The organism is Actinokineospora sp. HUAS TT18, from assembly GCF_051364635.1.
Lineage (GTDB): Bacteria > Actinomycetota > Actinomycetes > Mycobacteriales > Pseudonocardiaceae > Actinokineospora.
The window spans coordinates 4,235,635-4,253,020 of the sequence record NZ_CP195645.1 but is presented as its reverse complement, the minus strand read 5'-3'; the positions used below and the strand labels follow the sequence as shown (position 1 = coordinate 4,253,020).

At 71.2% G+C, this 17,386-nt stretch carries 21 protein-coding genes; 8 read left to right on the top strand and 13 right to left on the bottom strand.

Annotated elements, in window-relative coordinates; translation table 11 throughout:
• Positions 1–9: 9 nt before the first annotated feature.
• Positions 10–624 (bottom strand): DUF4386 domain-containing protein, encoded by a 615-nt coding sequence (locus ACSHT8_RS19085; RefSeq protein ID WP_436492220.1) that lies wholly within the window; start codon positions 622–624, stop codon positions 10–12.
• Positions 625–680: 56 nt separating this feature from the next.
• Between ACSHT8_RS19085 and ACSHT8_RS19080 the strand changes: the two genes are divergently transcribed.
• The gene (locus ACSHT8_RS19080) at positions 681–1,337 is read left to right on the top strand and encodes a TetR/AcrR family transcriptional regulator (protein ID WP_436492218.1); all 657 of its coding nucleotides are present in this window, start codon (positions 681–683) and stop codon (positions 1,335–1,337) included.
• A 19-nt stretch (positions 1,338–1,356) separates the two neighbouring features.
• On the opposite strand, the gene ACSHT8_RS19075 is transcribed toward ACSHT8_RS19080, so the two are convergent.
• Positions 1,357–2,016: a DUF1707 SHOCT-like domain-containing protein gene (locus tag ACSHT8_RS19075; RefSeq protein ID WP_436492217.1), complete on the bottom strand. Its 660-nt coding sequence runs from the start codon at positions 2,014–2,016 to the stop codon at positions 1,357–1,359.
• Between the two features lie 56 nt (positions 2,017–2,072).
• Between ACSHT8_RS19075 and ACSHT8_RS19070 the strand changes: the two genes are divergently transcribed.
• A complete protein-coding gene (locus tag ACSHT8_RS19070; RefSeq protein WP_436492216.1) occupies positions 2,073–2,885 on the top strand; it encodes a methyltransferase domain-containing protein in 813 nt (270 codons plus the stop codon).
• On the opposite strand, the gene ACSHT8_RS19065 is transcribed toward ACSHT8_RS19070, so the two are convergent.
• The 3 genes from ACSHT8_RS19065 to ACSHT8_RS19055 all read right to left on the bottom strand — a co-directional run bounded on the left by ACSHT8_RS19065 (position 2,882) and on the right by ACSHT8_RS19055 (position 6,623).
• A complete protein-coding gene (locus tag ACSHT8_RS19065; RefSeq protein WP_436492215.1) occupies positions 2,882–4,972 on the bottom strand; it encodes a bifunctional polysaccharide deacetylase/glycosyltransferase family 2 protein in 2,091 nt (696 codons plus the stop codon). The genes ACSHT8_RS19070 and ACSHT8_RS19065 overlap by 4 nt on opposite strands.
• The gene (locus ACSHT8_RS19060) at positions 4,972–5,379 is read right to left on the bottom strand and encodes a hypothetical protein (protein WP_436492214.1); all 408 of its coding nucleotides are present in this window, start codon (positions 5,377–5,379) and stop codon (positions 4,972–4,974) included. Before ACSHT8_RS19060 ends, ACSHT8_RS19065 begins: the two co-directional genes overlap by 1 nt.
• 110 nt (positions 5,380–5,489) lie before the next feature.
• The gene (locus tag ACSHT8_RS19055; RefSeq protein ID WP_436492213.1) at positions 5,490–6,623 is read right to left on the bottom strand and encodes a S8 family peptidase; all 1,134 of its coding nucleotides are present in this window, start codon (positions 6,621–6,623) and stop codon (positions 5,490–5,492) included.
• A gap of 223 nt (positions 6,624–6,846) precedes the next feature.
• On the opposite strand from ACSHT8_RS19055, the gene upp reads away from it, so the two are divergent.
• The gene (gene upp, locus ACSHT8_RS19050) at positions 6,847–7,470 is read left to right on the top strand and encodes a uracil phosphoribosyltransferase (protein WP_436492212.1); all 624 of its coding nucleotides are present in this window, start codon (positions 6,847–6,849) and stop codon (positions 7,468–7,470) included.
• On the opposite strand, the gene ACSHT8_RS19045 is transcribed toward upp, so the two are convergent.
• A complete protein-coding gene (locus tag ACSHT8_RS19045; RefSeq protein ID WP_436492211.1) occupies positions 7,467–8,054 on the bottom strand; it encodes a TetR/AcrR family transcriptional regulator in 588 nt (195 codons plus the stop codon). The two genes, upp and ACSHT8_RS19045, sit on opposite strands and share 4 nt — an antisense overlap.
• A gap of 72 nt (positions 8,055–8,126) precedes the next feature.
• On the opposite strand from ACSHT8_RS19045, the gene ACSHT8_RS19040 reads away from it, so the two are divergent.
• The 4 genes from ACSHT8_RS19040 to ACSHT8_RS19025 are packed head-to-tail and all read left to right on the top strand — an operon-like array spanning position 8,127 to position 10,118.
• On the top strand, positions 8,127–8,327 hold the full coding sequence (locus tag ACSHT8_RS19040) for a ribbon-helix-helix protein, CopG family (protein ID WP_436492209.1): 201 nt from the start codon (positions 8,127–8,129) through the stop codon (positions 8,325–8,327).
• A gap of 8 nt (positions 8,328–8,335) precedes the next feature.
• Positions 8,336–8,725 (top strand): type II toxin-antitoxin system death-on-curing family toxin, encoded by a 390-nt coding sequence (locus tag ACSHT8_RS19035; protein WP_436492208.1) that lies wholly within the window; start codon positions 8,336–8,338, stop codon positions 8,723–8,725.
• A gap of 38 nt (positions 8,726–8,763) precedes the next feature.
• Entirely contained in the window at positions 8,764–9,141 is a 378-nt protein-coding gene (locus tag ACSHT8_RS19030) for a MerR family transcriptional regulator (protein WP_436492207.1), read from the top strand.
• Complete coding sequence (locus ACSHT8_RS19025) at positions 9,138–10,118, top strand: aldo/keto reductase (RefSeq protein ID WP_436492206.1); 981 nt, start codon at positions 9,138–9,140, stop codon at positions 10,116–10,118. Before ACSHT8_RS19030 ends, ACSHT8_RS19025 begins: the two co-directional genes overlap by 4 nt.
• Here the strand turns inward: ACSHT8_RS19025 and ACSHT8_RS19020 are convergent.
• The 7 genes from ACSHT8_RS19020 to ACSHT8_RS18990 form a co-directional block, all read right to left on the bottom strand.
• Complete coding sequence (locus tag ACSHT8_RS19020) at positions 10,115–10,657, bottom strand: NADAR family protein (protein ID WP_436492204.1); 543 nt, start codon at positions 10,655–10,657, stop codon at positions 10,115–10,117. The genes ACSHT8_RS19025 and ACSHT8_RS19020 overlap by 4 nt on opposite strands.
• A 69-nt stretch (positions 10,658–10,726) precedes the next feature.
• Entirely contained in the window at positions 10,727–12,229 is a 1,503-nt protein-coding gene (locus tag ACSHT8_RS19015; protein WP_436492203.1) for an FG-GAP-like repeat-containing protein, read from the bottom strand.
• A 119-nt stretch (positions 12,230–12,348) separates the two neighbouring features.
• Entirely contained in the window at positions 12,349–12,798 is a 450-nt protein-coding gene (locus tag ACSHT8_RS19010) for a flavodoxin family protein (RefSeq protein WP_436492202.1), read from the bottom strand.
• A 43-nt stretch (positions 12,799–12,841) separates the two neighbouring features.
• Entirely contained in the window at positions 12,842–14,503 is a 1,662-nt protein-coding gene (locus tag ACSHT8_RS19005; protein WP_436492201.1) for a phospho-sugar mutase, read from the bottom strand.
• Positions 14,500–15,312 carry a purine-nucleoside phosphorylase gene (locus ACSHT8_RS19000; RefSeq protein ID WP_436492199.1) on the bottom strand — a complete coding sequence of 271 codons (813 nt, stop codon included), beginning with the start codon at positions 15,310–15,312 and terminating at the stop codon, positions 14,500–14,502. The genes ACSHT8_RS19005 and ACSHT8_RS19000 overlap by 4 nt, the downstream gene beginning before the upstream one ends.
• Before the next feature lie 10 nt (positions 15,313–15,322).
• Positions 15,323–15,739: an ABA4-like family protein gene (locus tag ACSHT8_RS18995; protein ID WP_436492198.1), complete on the bottom strand. Its 417-nt coding sequence runs from the start codon at positions 15,737–15,739 to the stop codon at positions 15,323–15,325.
• Positions 15,736–16,659, bottom strand: coding sequence for a hypothetical protein (locus tag ACSHT8_RS18990; protein WP_436492197.1), 924 nt, complete (start codon positions 16,657–16,659; stop codon positions 15,736–15,738). Before ACSHT8_RS18990 ends, ACSHT8_RS18995 begins: the two co-directional genes overlap by 4 nt.
• Before the next feature lie 93 nt (positions 16,660–16,752).
• On the opposite strand from ACSHT8_RS18990, the gene ACSHT8_RS18985 reads away from it, so the two are divergent.
• The gene (locus ACSHT8_RS18985; protein ID WP_436492196.1) at positions 16,753–17,367 is read left to right on the top strand and encodes a MerR family transcriptional regulator; all 615 of its coding nucleotides are present in this window, start codon (positions 16,753–16,755) and stop codon (positions 17,365–17,367) included.
• Positions 17,368–17,386 lie beyond the last annotated feature (19 nt).

Sequence of the window (17,386 nt, the reverse complement as noted above, 5' to 3'; positions counted from 1 at the left end):
CGCCTGAGTCTATGCCGCGGCGGCCGTCTCGACTCGGGTGTCGCTGCCCGCCCGCCACATCCGCCACGCCAGCGCGATCAGCCACAGGCTCCACAGGATGTAGCCGACGAAGTTCGCCAGGTCGGTGCCGGGGACGCCGAGTGGAACCAACACCCCGGACAGGATCAGAACCGCCGCCGGGATCGCGATGAGACGCGGGCCGAATTGCCGGGCGACGACGACGGTCCAAGCCGCCGTCGCCAGGTAGCCGAGGGTTTCGCCGACGATCGTGCCCAAGACCGTGGACACCGTGCGGAACGTGGCCGGGTCCTCGATGAACGGGACGATCGCGGGCCACCGGAGTAGGCCGATGATCTGCACAGAAGCCGCCGTGATGCCCAGCGGCACGATCCAGCGCGGGTGTGGGCTGCGGGCGGCCAAGCCGTAAGAGATCGGAACAAGCAGGCCCGCGCTCGCCGCCAGCAACAGGAACAGTGCCGACACCGCGAGCTGATGGTCGGCGAAGCGGTGCATGACCTCCAGGGCTGGATAAGCCAGGACGTCCGGGTAGTCGAACACGATGCCGAGGCCGAGGAAGGCCAGGTTGGCGCCGAGGGCGCCCGCGACCAGGAGGAGTGGGAGCACAGGAAGACCTTTCTCTGTACGGCGTACAATAACGATACACCGTACAGTGTTGCCTCATGGAAGACGAGACCCTGCGCCGGGGGCCTAAGCGGAGCCTGTCGGCCGAACAAATCGTCACCGCGGCGATGGGGATGTTCGACGGGGAGACGCCGTCTATTCGGGGGGTGGCGGCGCGGCTGAACGTGCGGCCCAACACGCTCTACACCTATTTGCCCGACCGGGCCGCCCTCGAACGCGCGCTGGTCGACCGGCTTCTGGCCGAGGCCGACCCCGACGTCCTGGTCGGCAGGCGGGGGTGGCGGCGGCGGATCGAGGACTACGCGGTGTCGCTGCGGGAGGTGCTGCTCGAACGGCGGGGCGCGGCCGCGTTGTTCCACTCGGCGCCGATGCATGGGCCGACGGCGGTGATCGTGGGGGAACGGCTGCTCAGCGCGTTCACCGAGGCCGGGTTGGCACCCGTGGCGGCGTCGCGGGCGGCGTACGCGGTGATCGTGCACGTCCTCGGCTCGGCGGCGCTCACCGCGGCGGATCTGGGGGACGCGACCGAGGCAGCGCTGGTCGAGGCGCGCAAGAACGCCGTCGTCGACGCGGAGGCGTTTCCGTTGACGGCCGCCACCCTGGAGACGGCGGCGACGTGGAACACGGTGGAGCAGTTCCGGTGGTCACTGCGGGCTTTGCTGGAAGGCTGCGTGAGCCCGCCCCGCGCGCCGTAGGGCACGAGGCGCGGGCGGCTTAGTCCTCGATCTCGCGGACCTTCTTCTCCTTGCGCTTCTTCGGGGACCGCACGTCCACCCCGCCCATCATCGCGAAGCCGGTGACGCGCACGATCGGGGAACCGGGAGGTGCCTGGGTGCGGACCGAGTTGGCGAAGCCGCCCATGAAGCCCGAGCCGTTGACGAACACCGTCACGTCCTCCGGCACCGTGATCTCCACGCCGCCCATCAGGGCGAAGGCCTGGATCACCGTCTCCCCGGCCTCGAAGGTGGCGTGGGTCAGGTCGAGTTCGACGCCGCCCATGACGGCGATGGCGTTGAAGGTCGGCGGGACCACCCAGACGCCCCTGCGGTCCGAGCCCGACATGACCGCGATGGCGCTCGACGAGGTGCCGCGGCCGCCGACGCGGTTGGTCGGGGCGAGCGGCTGTGGCGTGGCCAGGGTGCGCGGCGGGGTGTACAGCCGGGGCACGACCTGGTGGCCGGGCAGATCGCGGACCAACGGCTCCAGTTCGCCATAGGTTTTGGCCGCGTAGACCTGGTCGAGGCGTTCCTCGAGTTCGTTGACGGTCAGCCTGCCCTCGGCCATCGCGTCGTGGAGGATCTTCGAGAAGCGCTCCCGGTCGGCGTTGGACGCGCGCATCTCATGGGGGCCGGGAATACCTGGCTGCTCGCTCACGAAAAACAGCGTAGCGCTAACGGGTGACGTGACGGCGGAAGAGCTACCGTGACCCCATGTCCGACTCCGCGCCGTCGTTCAGGTCTGAGCAGATCAACCCCGGTGACCTTGCCAGACTGGTCGACGTGCTCGACCGCCAGGCCGGGCTGCCCGGGGTGGTTCGGCTGCGGTCTTGGGCCATGCTCGCCCTGTCGCTCAAGCCCGGTGAGCACGCGCTCGACGTCGGCTCCGGCACCGGGTCCGAGGTGCAGGCGTTCGGCGCGGTGGTCGGGTCGGCGGGCGACGCGGTCGGCGTGGAGCCCAACCCGGGGATGCGCGCGGTGGCCGAGGAACGCGCCCGCGAGCACGCGTCGTCGGCGCGGTTCGTCGACGGGACCGCCTACGACCTGCCGTTCCCCGACGCCACGTTCGACGCGGTGCGCTGTGAGCGGGTGTTCCAGCACCTCGCCGACCCGGAGCGGGCCGCCGCCGAGATCGCGCGGGTCCTCAAGCCGGGCGGGCGGGCCGTGGTGATCGACTCCGACTGGGCGACCGCGATCATGCACCCCGGCGACCCTGACGTCCTGACCCAGCTGTCCGGCGGCATGCTGGCCGCGATCCCCAACCCGTACAGCGGCCGCAGGCTCGCGGGCCAGCTGACGCGGGCGGGCCTGAAGGTCACCGACATCGGCTCCCAGGCCCTGCTCCAGGAGGCCGACGCCGTCGGGGAGGGCTCGTTCCTGCGGGCGATGGCGGCCATGGCCGTCGCCCGGGGCACGATCACCGAGGACCAGAGCGCCGCGCTGATCGATGAGCTGGCCGCGGCCGCCGAGGTGGGCGACTTCCACATGTCGGTGACGATGTTCGCCGTGCTCGCGCACAAGGACTAGACGCGGACCGACTGCCCCCGCCGCTCCAGCTTGTGCCAGGGCAGCCGCACCCCCGAGATCGCCGTCGCCACCGACTGGATGACGACGAGGTACATCAGCTGCCGGTAGACGAACTGCTGCAGCGGCAGCGCCCACAGCGGACGCAGCCGCTCGCCGTCCAACTGGAACGCGATCACCGCGGGGATGGCCTGCAGGATGAGGAAACCCAGCCAGGTGAGCAGCGTGGTCACCGCGTCGCCGGTCAGCAGCCCGAACAGCGCCGCGACGTCGACCACCGGGGCCAGCACCGGCAGCAGGACCTGGAACAGCAGCAGGTACGGCAGTCCGCGCCGCCCCAGCTTGCCCGCCGCGCCGCGTTCGACCACGGCGTGCCGGTGCTTCCAGATGGCCTGCAGCGTGCCGTAGCACCAGCGGTAGCGCTGCTTCCACAGCTGCCCGAGCGTGTGCGGCGCCTCGGTCCAGGCGACCGACTTCTCCGAGTACACGACCCGCCAGCCGTCGCGTTCCAGGGCCATCGTCAGGTCGGTGTCCTCGGCGAGGGTGTCCTCGCCGACCCCGCCGACGTCGAGCACAGCCGACCGCCGGAACGCGCCAACCGCGCCAGGCACCGTCGGCATGCACTGCAGGACGTCGTACATCCGGCGGTCGAGGTTGAAGCCGATCACGTACTCGATGTGCTGCCACTTGCCGAGCAGGCCGTCGCGGTTGCCGACCTTGGCGTTGCCCGACACCGCGCCGACGCTGGGGTCGCGGAACTGGGCGGCGAGCGTGGGCACCGCGTCCGGCTCCAGGACGGTGTCGCCGTCGACCATGACCACGAGCTCGGTCCTGGCCGCGGCGAGCCCGGTGTTCAGCGCCGCCGCCTTGCCCGCGTTGGCCTGCCGGATCAGCCGGACCCTGGGCAGCCGCAGGTCGCGCACGATGTGGGCGGTGTCGTCGGTCGAGCCGTCATCGATCACGATGACCTCGATCGGGTGACGCGACCGCAGCACCGAGCGCAGGGTCGCCTCGATGCCCTTCTCCTCGTTGTACGCGGGCACCAGGACGGTCACCGGCTCGTTGACCGGCCGCGGCCGCTCGCGGCGGACCCGGCGCACGTGCATCCCGGTCGTGGCCAGCACGAGGATCGTGCGCAGCCCGGCGACCACGGTCGCGGCGATCAGCAGGAACTCGAGCGCGCCCGCGGTGAACTCGGCGACCTGGACGATCCCGACGAGCAGCAGCCCGCCGAGCCGGGTGAGCAGGTCGGGGCGGCCATCGGTGTCGCGAAGGCCGGTGGTGTCGGTGACGGTCCCGACCATCCAGCCGCGTTGCCGCAGGTCGGGGATCAGCCGGTCGAGGGCGGCGATGGTCTGGGTGCGGTCGCCGCCCGCGTCGTGCATGAGCAAGATCGCGCCCGCGTCGGACTTCGGCGTCGAGTTCGCCACGATCGCGTCGACCCCGGGCAGGCGCCAGTCCTGGGAGTCCAGATCGGACAGCACGGTCAGGCGGCCGTCGTCGCCGAGGCGCAGCGCCGCGGTCCAGGCCAGGTCGTCGAGCGACTCCGGGGTGGCAGCGTAGGGCGGGCGGACGAGCGCGGTCGTGCGGTCGGCGGCCCAGGCCAAGGCCAGGTCGGTGGCACGCAGCTCCAGCCACGTCCGGGTCTCGCCCGCGGCGCGCAGGTCGGTGTGGGTCGCGGTGTGGTGGGCGAGCTCGTGGCCGCGGTCCTCGATCTCCTGGGCGAGGCCGGGGTAGCGGGCCACGTTGGCGCCGGTGACGAAGAACGTCGCGTAGACGTTGTGCCTGGCCAGCACGTCGAGGATCTTCGGTGTCCACTCCGGGTCGGGGCCGTCGTCGAACGTCAGCGCCAGCATCTTGTCTTTAGGGCGCACGGTGCGCGGGGTGTCGCCGCGCGCGTCGATCACCGCGCCGCCCTCCCGTGCCGCCGCGGGGACGCCGTTCGCGGTCCCGGCCGGCGACGCGTGCTCGGTGCCGAGCGTGCCGATGAGGAACGCGTGGACCGTCAGCAGACCGGCGACGGCCAGCAGGATCGCGGTCAGCAGCACCCAATGGGCGCGCGGCTTGCGCGCCTTGTAGTGACGAGCCACTAGCGGGGCGGCTTGGTCGGGTGGTCGGAGGGCCTGCCCGGCGTCGGGTTGCCCGGCTTCGACGTCGTGGCGTCCGTCGTGGTGGTCACCTGGGCGACCTCGGTGGGCTTGGGCGACGACTTGGTCGTGGTTGTCTTGCTCGCCGACGGCTTGCTGGTGGTCGACTTGGCGGGCGGGGCCTGGCCGGGCTGCGTCTGCTCGGGCTGCTGCACCGGGACGGCGGGCGCGGACGGCGGCGGCGGGACGGGCAGCGACGCGGTCGGCCCGATCGGGGCGCCGAGCAGGGCGGCGACCAGCAGGCCGCCCACGGTGGTCAGTGTGCCAACGGCCACCACTGTGGTGGTGCGCACGGTCTTGCGGCGCTTTCCGGTGGGGTCAACGAACACCGGTGCGGGTAAATCGGGCATCGGTCACTCCAGCTCGGCGGACGGCTCACCCTAACGGGTGGCGTGGGCCAAAGGAATGACGCATAGCGCAGTGCCCCCGGCGGGCTGTCCACCGGGGGCACCGCTGGTGGTTATCGGACGTAGAGCAGGTTGTTCGGGCTGCCCTTCAGGTTGCTGACCGCGCCCTTGGTGGCCTTCGCCACAAGCGCGTCGCGGACCTGCTGCGGCGAGCCGGACGCGCCGGACAGGTAGAGCGCGGCGGCGCCGGTGACGTGCGGTGCCGCCATCGAGGTGCCGCTGATGGTGCGGGTGCCGGTGTCGCTGTTGTTCCACGCCGACGTGATGTCCTGGCCGGGCGCGAAGAGGTCGATGACCGAGCCGTAGTTGGAGAACGAGGCGCGCGCGTCGGCGCTGGTCGAGGCCGCCACCGTGATCGCCTCGGTGACGCGCGCCGGGGAGAACGTGTTGGCGTTCGTGTTGGAGTTGCCCGCCGCGACGCCGTAGGTGACGCCCGCGCGGATGGAGTTGCGCACGGCGGTGTCGATGCTGGTGTTGGCGCCGCCGCCGAGGCTCAGGTTCGCCACGGCCTTCTTGCCCGCCGCGTCCCTGGTCACCCAGTCGATACCGGCGACGACGCCCGCGAGGGTGCCGCTGCCGGAGTCGTTGAGCACCCGGACCGCCACGATGCTGACCTTCTTCGCCACGCCGTACGTGGTGCCGCCGATGGTGCCCGCCACGTGCGTGCCGTGGCCGTTGCCGTCCTGGGCGACCGAGTCGTTGTCGACGGCGTCGTAGCCGTTGCGGGCCCGGCCGCCGAACTCGCTGTGGCTGATCCGCACGCCGGTGTCGACGACGTAGGCGGTGACGCCGGTGCCGTCGGTGGGGTAGGTGTAGGACCGGTCGAGCGGCAGCGCCCGCTGGTCGATGCGGTCGAGCCCCCACGACGGCGGGTTCGGCTGGGTGCCCTGGATGGTGACGACCTCGTCCTGCCGCACGTAGGCCACCGCCGGGTCGGCGGCGAGTTCGCGTGCCTCCCGCTCGGTCAGGCGGGTGGCGTAGCCGCGCAGGGCGCTCGTGTAGGTGTGGGTGACCGCGCCGCGGGCGGCCGCGGTCCGGCCGTCCTTGAACACCACGACGTACGAGCCGTCGACCGCGGTACCGGTCGCGGCCAGCACGGTCCCCTCGGCGGCCTGGGCCGTCCCGGCGAGGCCGACCACCGCGACCGTCACCGCGACGGCGGCTGACAATGTCCGACGAATACGCATTCTTCCGACTCCCTCTGGAATGTCGAACACAGGCCCTCGCTGAATCCTTGCCGTGTTCGCTGCGTTCGACGCTAAGTCAGATTCGCATTCCCGGGATCGCCGGTATTTCCCGATTGCCGGTAATTAATGGTTCTGCGCATTCGAGCTGGGTTTATGGCGGCCAGGTGAACGGGACCCGGGGTCCGTATCGTGAAATTCGGCATCAGCCGCTACCGTGTCGCCCATGGATGTGCTGGTCGTCGACCACCCCCTCGCCATGGCCCGCCTCACCGTCATGCGCGACGCGCGCACCGACAGCGCGAACTTCCGCGCCGCGCTGCACGAGCTGACGGTGATGCTCACCTACGAGGCCATGCGCGGGGCGCCGCTGCGCAGCGAGCGCATCCACACCCCGGTCGCCAGGACGGACGGCCACTGGCTGGCCAACCCGCCGCTGCTGGTGCCGGTGCTGCGGGCCGGTCTCGGCATGGCCGACCAGGCCCACAAGCTCATCCCCGACGCCCAGATGGGCTTCGTCGGCCTCGCGCGCGACGAGGAGACGCTGCAGCCGACCCCGTACATGGAGTCGCTGCCCGCCGACCTGTCCGACCGTCCGGTGTTCGTCCTCGACCCGATGCTCGCCACCGGCGGCTCGATGGTCTACACGATCAAGCTCCTGGTCGACCGCGGCGCCACCGACGTCACCGCGCTGTGTGCCCTGGCCGCCCCGGAGGGCGTCGAGCACCTGGGCCAGTCCGGCCTGCCGGTGCGCCTGGTGACCGCCAGCGTGGACGAGCGGCTCAACGACTCGGGCTTCATCGTCCCCGGCCTCGGCGACGCGGGCGACCGCCAATACGGCGCGGTTTAGGCCAGCCAGCCGACGAGGTTATTGCGCAGCGCCGTCTCGTAGGACGACGCCACGGCTAATTCCGACGGCAGGGCGCCGGTCAGTTCGAGGGAAACGAAGCCGTGCACGATCGCCCAGCAGGCCATCGTCATGTCATTGGCCGGGCCGGTGAACACGCCCGTCTCGACGCCGACGGTGATTGTCTTCTGCAGCGGGGCGAGCGCGGAGAGGGCGAGTGCGTGGGCTTCCTCGTCGGGTTCGAAGCCGGGGACCGCGTCGCCGAACATGATGGCGTAGAGGTGCGGGTCGGCGAGGGCGCTCTCGCGGTAGGCGAGGCCGAGGTGGACGAGGTCCTCGCGGGGTTCGCCGGTGGGGGTGACGGCGTGCAGGCGGCGGCCGAGGCGGTCGAACGCCTCGACGTAGAGCTCGCGGACGAGCGCGGGCTTGCCGCCGAAGAGGGAGTAGACCGCGGTGGTGGACGTGTCGGCGTCGGCGGCCAGTTTGCGCAGGCTCAATGCCGAGGCGCCCTGGGTGGAGAGCAGTTCACCGGCCCGGTCGAGCAGGCGGACCCGGAGCGCCTCGTCGTGGGTCTTCGGTCTGGGCACGCCATAGCGTACCGCGAGCGGGTTTCGTAACAGAGTTATTGGTATCACGGTGGTACCATCGACGGTATGGCGATGACCTTGCGACTGACCGACGAGGAGAACGCGCGGCTCGACGAGCTCGCCGCCGCCGAAGGGCGCTCCAAGCAGGAGATCCTCCGCCTGGCCCTGGCCGACCGGTGGGCCAGGCTGCACAAGGAGGAGCAGCTCGGCGAGGTGCTCGGCCGTGTCCTGCCGCGCTACCGCGGCCTGCTCGACCGCATCGGCACGGTGTGACCCGGCCGGTGACGACCTATCTCGACGCCAGCGACCTGCTCGTCCTCGCCGCCGCGGTGACCGGTGGCGACCTGGTGGTCCGCGATCTCGGCCTGCTCGACTCCGCCGCCCACCGGCCGCGCGCCACCGTCCTCGGCGTGGAGGCCTACGACACGCTCTGGCTGAAGGCCGCGGCGCTGCTCGACTCGATCGTGCGCTCGCGTCCCCTCGCCGAGGGGAACTGGCGGCTGGGCTGGGTGGCCGTGGTGACCTTCTGCGACCTCAACGGCTGGTGGATCGACGCCGACACCGATCAGGCGCTCGACCTGGTCCGGGAAATCGGCCGCGGCGCGCTGGAGGTGCCGAAGATGGCCGAACACCTGGAAGCGTGGGCTTTGCCCAAGGAGAGCGATTTGTAGTTGACCTGGAGCGCGCTCCAGGTCCTACGGTCGGTGGCGTGACCTACCCGATCGCCGAGGCGGCCCACCGCAGTGGGCTGTCGATCGACACCCTCAGGTACTACGAACGCATCGAGCTGATCGCCCCGCCCGCGCGCGACTCGGCGGGCAGACGCGCCTACTCCGACGACGACATGGCGTGGCTGTCGTTCCTCACCAAGCTGCGCACGACCGGCATGCCGATCCAGCTGATGCGGGAGTACGCCCGGCTGTGCAGGCAGGGCCCGGTCACCGCCGCGCCGCGCAAGGCGATCCTGGAGAAGCACCGCGCCGATGTGCGTGCCCGCATCGCCGAACTCCAGTCGTCGCTGGCGTCGCTCGACTACAAGATCGACAACTATGAGCGCATCATGCGCACTCAGGAGGCTTCCGCATGACCACCCGGCTGTTGCGCGACCTGCGCGTCGGCGCCCAGGGCCTGGGCTGCATGGGAATGAGCGAGTTCTACGGCAAGGCCGACGACGCGGAGTCGATCGCCACGATCCACCAGGCGCTGGACTCCGGGGTGACCCTGTTGGACACGGCGGACATGTACGGGCCGCACACCAACGAGGTGCTGGTCGGCAAGGCCATCGCCGACCGCCGCGACTCGGTCGTCCTGGCCACGAAGTTCGGCATCGTGCGCGACCCGTCCGACCCGCTGACCCGCGGCATCCGCGGCGACGCGGCCTACGTCCGGTCAGCCTGCGAGGCGTCGCTCCGGCGGCTCGGGGTCGACCACATCGACCTGTACTACCAGCACCGAGTCGACCCGTCGACGCCGATCGAGGAGACCGTCGGGGCGATGGCTTCGCTGGTCGAGGAAGGGAAGGTTCGGTACCTGGGCCTGTCCGAGGCGAGCGCGGACACGATCCGGCGGGCCGACGCGGTGCACCCGATCACGGCCGTGCAGTCGGAGTGGTCGCTGTGGTCCCGGGACATCGAGGCCGAGGTCGTGCCCACGGCTCGGGAGCTGGGGATCGGGCTGGTGCCGTACTCGCCGCTGGGGCGGGGGTTCCTGACCGGGCGCTTCGCCTCGCGGGACGACCTGCCGGAAGGGGACTTCCGGGAGAAGTTCCAGCCGCGGTTCACCGAGGGCAACTTCGAGGCCAACCTGGCCATCGCGGAGGTCCTGCGCGCGCTCGCGGCCGAGCGTGGGGTGACGGCGGGGCAGTTGGCGCTGGCCTGGGTGCACAGCAGGGGCGCGGACGTGGTGCCGATCCCGGGCACCAAGCGGCGCACGTACCTGGCGGAGAACCTGGCGGCGCTGGATGTGACGCTGACCGAGGGCGACATCGCGGCGTTGGAGGCGGCGGTGCCGTCGGTGGCCGGGGACCGGTACTTCCCGGAGTCGCTGGCCACCACCAACGGCTAGGTGGTGAGGGTCGCTCTGGCGGCGGTCAGGGCGAAACCGAGCAGGTTCGACCCGAGCCACTGAGCGGGATCCTGGGCTCGTGGATCGTCGGCGGCCAGGCCGATTCCCCACACCGGGTCGACCGGGCTGGCCTCCACCAGTACCCGATCACCCGTGCTGACCAGGAACTCACGCAAGTCCGCGTGCTGTCCGAACTTGGCCACGCAGCCCGCCACGACGATGTCGAACCGCTGCTCAACCCAAACGCCTTCGTCGAATCCCCGCACGCCGCGGCCCAGTTCCTTCGCTCGCCGCGGGTGGGGCGCGCGCAGGATCTGTTCGGCGGTGGTCGGGTCGTCGAACAGGACGGCCTTGCGCCACATCATGTAGTGCTCGGCCGTGGCGAAGGTCTGTCCGTCCACAGTGAACTGAGCTGGCCACCATTGGCTCAGGCAGCCCTTCCCCGTGCGGCCGGCACGCTCAGGCTGATGGCCCCAGAAGAAGAGGAACCTGACGCGCTCGCCGCGCTGGATCCGTTGGCTCAGTTCGTGGATGTCCATGGTCCACAGTGTGCCGTGACATGGTGCGGCCGCCCCACCGAGATTCGGTGGGGCGGCCGGCTTGTCGGGTCAGTTGCAGGTGGCCGCGACGATCCCGATGACCGAGCACGTGACGGTGGCGCTGTCGTTGCTCGCCGTCGGGTCCGCTGGCAGGCTCGCCGCGCGGGTGGCGGTGATCTTGTAGGTGGTGATGGTCAGCAGGCCGACCGGGATGCGGAAGGTCTTGGTGGTGCTCGCGCCCATGGCCATCGGGGCGATGGTGCAGGTCAGCACCCGGTTCGCGACGGTGCAGCCCGGGCCGGGCACGACGGTGGTGCGGGCGGGCAGCGCCGCGGTGATGGTGGCCGTGTCCAGGGTGTCGGGGCCGTTGTTGCGCACCGAGATCGTGTACTCCAGCGCGGGCACCAGCAGGCCGAAGCGCGGGGTGGCGGTCATCGTGACGGCCACGTCGGCGAAGTCGGGGACCGTGGTGTTGCGCAGGACCGAGACACCGTCGGCGAACCGGTTGGTGGTGACCAGGTCCGGGCGGGCGTCGACGTCGACGTCGGCGGCGTGGACCTCGGTCGGGGTGGTGCCGGTCGGCAGGGTGGTGGCGGGGGCGAACGTGCCGTTGCCGTTGCCGAGGACGGCCACCGAGTCCGCGCCCGCGATCGCGACGGCGAGGTCGTGGTCGCCGTCCATGTCGAGGTCGGCGACCGCGACGCCGAACGGGTTCGGGCCGACGCCCTGGCTGACGGGGGCGCCGAACGTGCCGTTGCCCGCGCCGAGCAGCACCGCGAAGGTCCCGTCGCCGTAGTTGGCGGTGGCCAGGTCGGTCTTGCCGTCGCCGTTGAAGTCGCCCGCGGCGACGTCGATCGGGTTGGCGCCCGTGGGGAACTGGGTGGCCGGGGCGAAGGTGCCGTCGCCGTTGCCGCGCAGGACCGAGACGGTGCCGTTGAAGAACCCGCCGGTCGCGATGTCGGGCTTGGTGTCGGAGTCGAGGTCGGCGAGCACCACACCGCGCGAGTAGCCGCCCGCGGCGTAGTCGGTCGGCGCGCCGAGGGTGCCGTCGCCCGCGCCGAGCAGCACGGTGACACCGTCTGGCCTGCTGGTGACGACGTCGGCCCTGCCGTCGCCGTTGAGGTCGCCCGCGGCGATGCCTTCGGAGCCGCCGCTCACCGGGAACTTGGCCGCGGGGGCGAACGTGCCGTTCCCGTTGCCGATCAGGATGGCCACGTTGCCCGCGATCGTCACCGCGAGGTCGGCCTTGCCGTCGGCGTTGAAGTCGGCGGCGGCCAGGCCGGTCGGCTCCTCGCCGGGGTTCACCGCGATCCGCGCCCCGAAGGCGCCACCACCCGTGCCGAGCAGCACGGACAGCTCCCACTGGTAGCGGTCGGCGGTCACCAGGTCTGGTCTGCCGTCCCCGTTGAGATCGGCGTCGATCACGGCTTCGGGGTGGTTGCCGGTCGAGTAGTCGACCCGCGGGGCGAAGGTAATCGGGTTGGCCGCCGATGCGGGGACCGACGTGGCGGTGGCGACTACCGCCGCGCAGGTCAGGACCGTCATTGCCCTCTTGCGCGCGCGTGTGGCCATGGGGGTTACCTCCGAATGGGCGAATGTCGGCATCGTCTCCGCCATCGCTCGGAGCAACGGTTCCGTTTCCGTATCGGCCAGGTAAAGCGGAAAGTAGTTCTCCCGACTCGCTGCGTGATCTACAGCAAGCCCGCCGCCACGGTCGCGCCGAGTTCCCAGCAGCGCTCCAGATCGGCCTTCGTCGGCGGCCCCATGACCACCACCGGCTCAGCCGCTTGCGCCCAACCCATGCCCTTCGCCACAGTCCGGATGCTCGCCACCGCGCCCTCTGTGCCCTCGTTGCCGTGGACGTAGAACCCGAACGGCGTGCCGCGGCCCGCGTCGAGGCAGGGGTAGTAGACGGTGTCGAAGAAGTGCTTCAGCGCACCGCTCATGTAGCCGATGTTGGCCGGGGTGCCGAGCACGACCCCGTCGGCGGCGAGCACGTCGGCGGCTGTCGCGCCGAGCGCGGGCTCGCGGACGACTTCGACGCCCGCCAACTCGGGGTCGCTCGCGCCGGACACCACGGCCTCGAACATCGCCTGCAGCGCGGGGGACGGGGTGTGGTGGACGATCAGCAGCCTGGGCACGGTCTCCCACTCTGCCAGAGTCGGCTGGTGTCGACCGTTCCGGCTAGCGCAGCAGTCCCGCCACCTCGTCGGCCAGGGCGTCAAGGTTGCCGGTGGCGCGGCGGCGGATGTCGGGCAGGGAGTCCAGTGACGGCACCGGTTCCACGACCTCCAAGTACGCCTTGATCTTCGGTTCCGTCCCCGATGGACGGACGATGACCCGCACACCCGCCCCGGTGAACCGCAGCACGTCCGCCTTCGGCAGCAGGTCCTCCAGTTCGACCGGCACGCCTGCCAACTCCGCGGGCGGCTCCACGCGCAGTGCCGTCATCAGGGTGCTGATTCGGGCCAGATCGGTGACCCGCAACGAAACCTGCCTGGTCAGGTGCAGCCCGTGCGCCACGGCGAGGTCGTCGAGCGCGTCGAGCAGGGTGCGGCCCGCGGCGCGCAGGGTGGCCGCCAGGTCGCAGACGACGACGGCCGCGGAGATACCGTCCTTGTCGCGCACCGAGTCCGGGTCGACGCAGTGGCCGAGGGCTTCCTCGTAGGCGTAGACCAGGCCGGTGCCGTGGCCGTCGCCCGCGCGGACCAGCCACTTGAAGCCGGTCAGCGTCGCGTCGTAGCGCACGTCGGCCGCCGCGGCGATCGACTTCAGCATGGACGACGACACGATCGTGTTGGCCACCAACGGGTCCGGGTGCGCGACCCGATCCAAAGTGGACAAAACATGCTGACCGAGCAGCGCCCCGACCTCGTCGCCCAGCAGCATGCGCCATGAGCCGTCGCGTTCGCGGACGCCGACGGAGCAGCGGTCGGCGTCGGGGTCCAGGGCGATGGCCAGGTCGGCATCGACGTCGGCGGCCTTGGCCAGCAGCAGGTCGGTGGCGCCCGGCTCCTCCGGGTTGGGGAACGGCACGGTGGGGAAGTCGGCGTCGGGCTGGGCCTGCTCGGCGACCATCCGGACATCGACGAAACCGGCCTGGTTCAGCGCCAGCGCCAGCGGTCCGGCGCCGACGCCGTGCAGCGCGGTCGCGGCGACACGCAGCTCACGGGCCGTGCCGCGCGGCAGGGTCGCCACGTGGGCGAGGTAGCGCTGGAGGACCTCGTCGCCCAGTTTCGTCCAGGTCTCCGTGCGCGGCACCGACACCGCGGGCGGGCTGGTGGTGACGGCCGCCTCGATCTGCCGGTCGGCGGGCGGCACGATCTGCGCTCCCGCGTCCACATAGAGCTTGTAGCCGTTGTCGGCGGGCGGATTGTGCGACGCGGTGATCTGCACGCCCGCGATCGCGTTGAAGTCGCGCACCGCGAACGCCAGCACCGGGGTCGGCAGCGGCTGCGGCAGCACCCGCACGTCGAACCCGGCCGCCGCCAGCACCCCGGCGGCGTCCCTGTGGAAGTCCTCCGAGCCGCGACGCGCGTCGCGGCCGACCACGACGATGCCACCCGCGTGGCCCTGCGCCCGCAGCCACGCCGCCAGGCCCGCCGTGGTGCGGATGACGACCGCGCGGTTCATCCCGTTGGAGCCCGCGCGCACCGGGCCGCGCAGGCCCGCCGTGCCGAACTCCAGCGTGCCCGCCATCCGGTCGGCGACCTCGTCCACCGCGGCCGGGTCGCCGCCCATCGCCGCGGCGACGACCTTCTGCAGCTCCAGCTTGGTCTCGGGGTCGGGGTCGTCGGCGATCCAGCGGAACGCGCGGTCGCGCAGCTCGGAGGTCAGCCTGGTCACGAGCGGATGACCAGCTCGCGCAGCAGGGAGCCCATCGAACTCGCCGCGACCCGACCGGCCTCCAGGACCTCTTCGTGGTTGAGCGGCTCGCCGGTGATGCCCGCGGCCAGGTTCGTGACCAGCGACAGCCCGAACACCTCGACGCCGAGCGCGCGCGCCGCGATGGCCTCCAGGACCGTCGACATGCCGACCAGGCCCGCGCCCATCACCCGGAGCATGTTGATCTCGGCTGGGGTCTCGAAGTGCGGACCGGGCAGGCCCGCGTAGACCGACTCGATCAGCGTCGGGTCGATCTCCTTGGCGATCGCGCGCATGCGGGGCGAGTACAGGTCGGTCAGGTCGACGAACTCGGCGCCGACCAGCGGCGACCGCGCCGTCAGGTTGAGGTGGTCGCTGATCATCACCGCCTGCCCGACGCGGGCGCCCTCGATCATGCAGCCCGCCGCGTTCGTCAGCACGACCGACCGGACACCCGCCGCGGCGGCCGTTCGCACGCCGTGGACCACGCGGGCGATCGGGTGGCCCTCGTAGAGGTGCGTGCGGCCCAGGACGATCAGCGCGTGCTTGTCGCCGACGCGCACCGACCGGATCGTGCCGCCGTGCCCGGCGACGGTCGGGGCGAGGAAGCCGGGCAGGTCGGCCATCGGCACCTCGGCGACCAGGTCGCCGAGTGCGTCGGCGGCGGGCTTCCAGCCGGAGCCGAGGACGAGCGCGATGTCGTGCTGGTCGACGCCCGTGCGCGCGGCAAGCGCTTGCGCCGCCTGCTCGGCGAAGGCCTTGGGGTCGGTGTCGATGTCGATAGCGGTCACTCGGGCGAGCCTACGCGCGCTTGCTCGCCCGGAGCACGAGGAACACGGGCAACCCGATCGGGGACAACAGGATCGTGAACACGAGCAGGGGTCCCATGATCAGCGGATGGATGTCCAGGCGCCGTGACTCCAGGTACATCCACCGGCCGATGAACAGGTCCCACGCGATGATCTGCGCCCAGATCAGCGCCACCGCGCCGTCCTGCTCGACGAAGGCCCGCAGCTTCGCCTCCGACGGCGTGGTGACCGCTGACCACAGCTCGGGGAACAGGGGTGCCGCGAGGACCGCCCAGACGACCAGGGTCGGCAGGACGATCCACGGCGACGACACGATCCGGTGCGTCCACGACCAGCGCGGGGCGAAGACCATCAGCGCCCAGAACGGGACGGTGACCCAGAACGCGAGGTCGAACAGCAGCGACGTCACACCGCCACCGGCTCTCGGACCTCGGTGTGGGCCGCCCGCGCCCAGACGACGCCCGCGAGCCCGGCTGCGGCGAGCGCGGCGAACCCGAGCAGCGTGACGCCGTCGGGCTGGACGATGGACTGGCCGCGGAGGGCCTGCCAGGTGACGAGCGCGAAGAGTCCGGTGTAGACACCGCCCGCGGTCCAGGCGAGGCGGGCGCGGACGCGCTCGTCGGCGAGGACGGCGTAGCGGGCGGCAAGGAGCGTGACCAGCAGGGCGAGCAGCGGGAGGGCCTGCAGGGCGTGGATGCCGACGAAGTGGCCGACGCGCAGGTCGCCCGCGGTCGTGCTCCAGCCGGTGATCGGCATGATCGGGCCGCCGTCGGGCGCGCCGACCGTGTGCGCGCCCGCGATGCTGTCGTCACCGGTCTGCTGGCTGGACATGACCGCGCCGATGAGCATGCCCGCGAGCGAGACGGCCATGCCGATGTTGATGGCCACGGTCAGCTCACGCGGCGCGTAGCGGGTCCTGGCCAGCGAGATCGACGCGACGAGCGTGGCTACCCAGAGCACGACGACGGTCAGGCCCATGACCTGGAACAGGATGGCGTCGAAGGCGGTCTCGGTGTTGAAGTGGCTGCGCTTGCCGCGCATGGCCTGCCCGGCGATGATCACCATCTCGATCACCCCGGCGCCGACCAGGACGGTGCCGGTGTGGTGCAGCCAGCGCGGACGGCGCGGGTGCAGGGACATCAGCCAGGCCCAGGTGACGCTGTAGAGGATGAACGAGACGGCGAACTTGAACGGCTTGAGCCACAGCGGCGCGCCGACGAGGACCCGGTCGTCCACGATGAGGCCGATGAGCGAGAGGACGGCGACGCCGGCCATGGCTAAGGAGAAGAGCATGAGCGGGCGGTGCCAGTCGAGCGCTTTGGTCTTCATGTTTACCCCCTGCATGGATGGATAGTGTCACTCTCCACTATCCGATAGGTCTACTATCCATCTGGTCGGGCCGGATGGCAAGAGGAGGTTTGGGTGCGAATCGCGGAACTGAGCAAGCGCAGCGGCGTCGCTGTGCCGACGATCAAGTTCTATCTGCGGGAAGGCATGCTCCCGCCGGGCGAGCGCACCAGCCCCAACCAGGCGCAATACGGCGAAGACCACGTGCGCAGGCTGCGCCTGGTCCGGGCGATGATCGACATCGGCGGGTTGTCCGTGGCGTCTGTGCGCGAGGTGCTGGCGAAGGTCGACTCACCTGTGGACAACATCGACGAGCTGATGGGCGCGGTGTCGAAGGCGTTGGTCGATCCGCCCGCCGACGTCGATCCGGACGCGCTGGCGGAGGTCGGGGAGCTGATCGACGCGCTGGGCTGGGACTGCAACGTCAAGCATCCGTCGGCGGCTTCGCTGGCGGCGGTGTTCACGGCGGCCCGGGCGATCGGGCACGAGCGGATCATCGCGGGGATGCGGCGGTACGCGGAGGCGTGCGAGCTGATCGCGGCGGTGGATTTGGACTATGTGGAGGGGGAGGCGGAGGTCGACCGGGTGCTGGAGAGCGTCGTGGTCGGCACCATCCTGGGGGACTCGGCTGTTGGTGCGCTGCGGAGGCTGGCGCAGGCGGCGGAATCCGGGAAGCGTTACCCGGGGTGACTCCGGCCGGATCTGTTGG

Excerpts from the sequence above, each read along its gene's own strand:
- upp (WP_436492212.1), top strand. The coding sequence starts at position 6,847 with ATGGATGTGCTGGTCGTCGACCACCCCCTCGCCATGGCCCGCCTCACC.
- ACSHT8_RS19025 (WP_436492206.1), top strand. The coding sequence starts at position 9,138 with ATGACCACCCGGCTGTTGCGCGACCTGCGCGTCGGCGCCCAGGGCCTG.
- ACSHT8_RS19015 (WP_436492203.1), bottom strand. The coding sequence starts at position 12,229 with ATGGCCACACGCGCGCGCAAGAGGGCAATGACGGTCCTGACCTGCGCG.
- ACSHT8_RS19040 (WP_436492209.1), top strand. The coding sequence starts at position 8,127 with ATGACCTTGCGACTGACCGACGAGGAGAACGCGCGGCTCGACGAGCTC.
- ACSHT8_RS19055 (WP_436492213.1), bottom strand. The coding sequence starts at position 6,623 with ATGCGTATTCGTCGGACATTGTCAGCCGCCGTCGCGGTGACGGTCGCG.
- ACSHT8_RS19020 (WP_436492204.1), bottom strand. The coding sequence starts at position 10,657 with ATGGACATCCACGAACTGAGCCAACGGATCCAGCGCGGCGAGCGCGTC.
- ACSHT8_RS18990 (WP_436492197.1), bottom strand. The coding sequence starts at position 16,659 with ATGAAGACCAAAGCGCTCGACTGGCACCGCCCGCTCATGCTCTTCTCC.
- ACSHT8_RS19070 (WP_436492216.1), top strand. The coding sequence starts at position 2,073 with ATGTCCGACTCCGCGCCGTCGTTCAGGTCTGAGCAGATCAACCCCGGT.
- ACSHT8_RS19060 (WP_436492214.1), bottom strand. The coding sequence starts at position 5,379 with ATGCCCGATTTACCCGCACCGGTGTTCGTTGACCCCACCGGAAAGCGC.
- ACSHT8_RS19080 (WP_436492218.1), top strand. The coding sequence starts at position 681 with ATGGAAGACGAGACCCTGCGCCGGGGGCCTAAGCGGAGCCTGTCGGCC.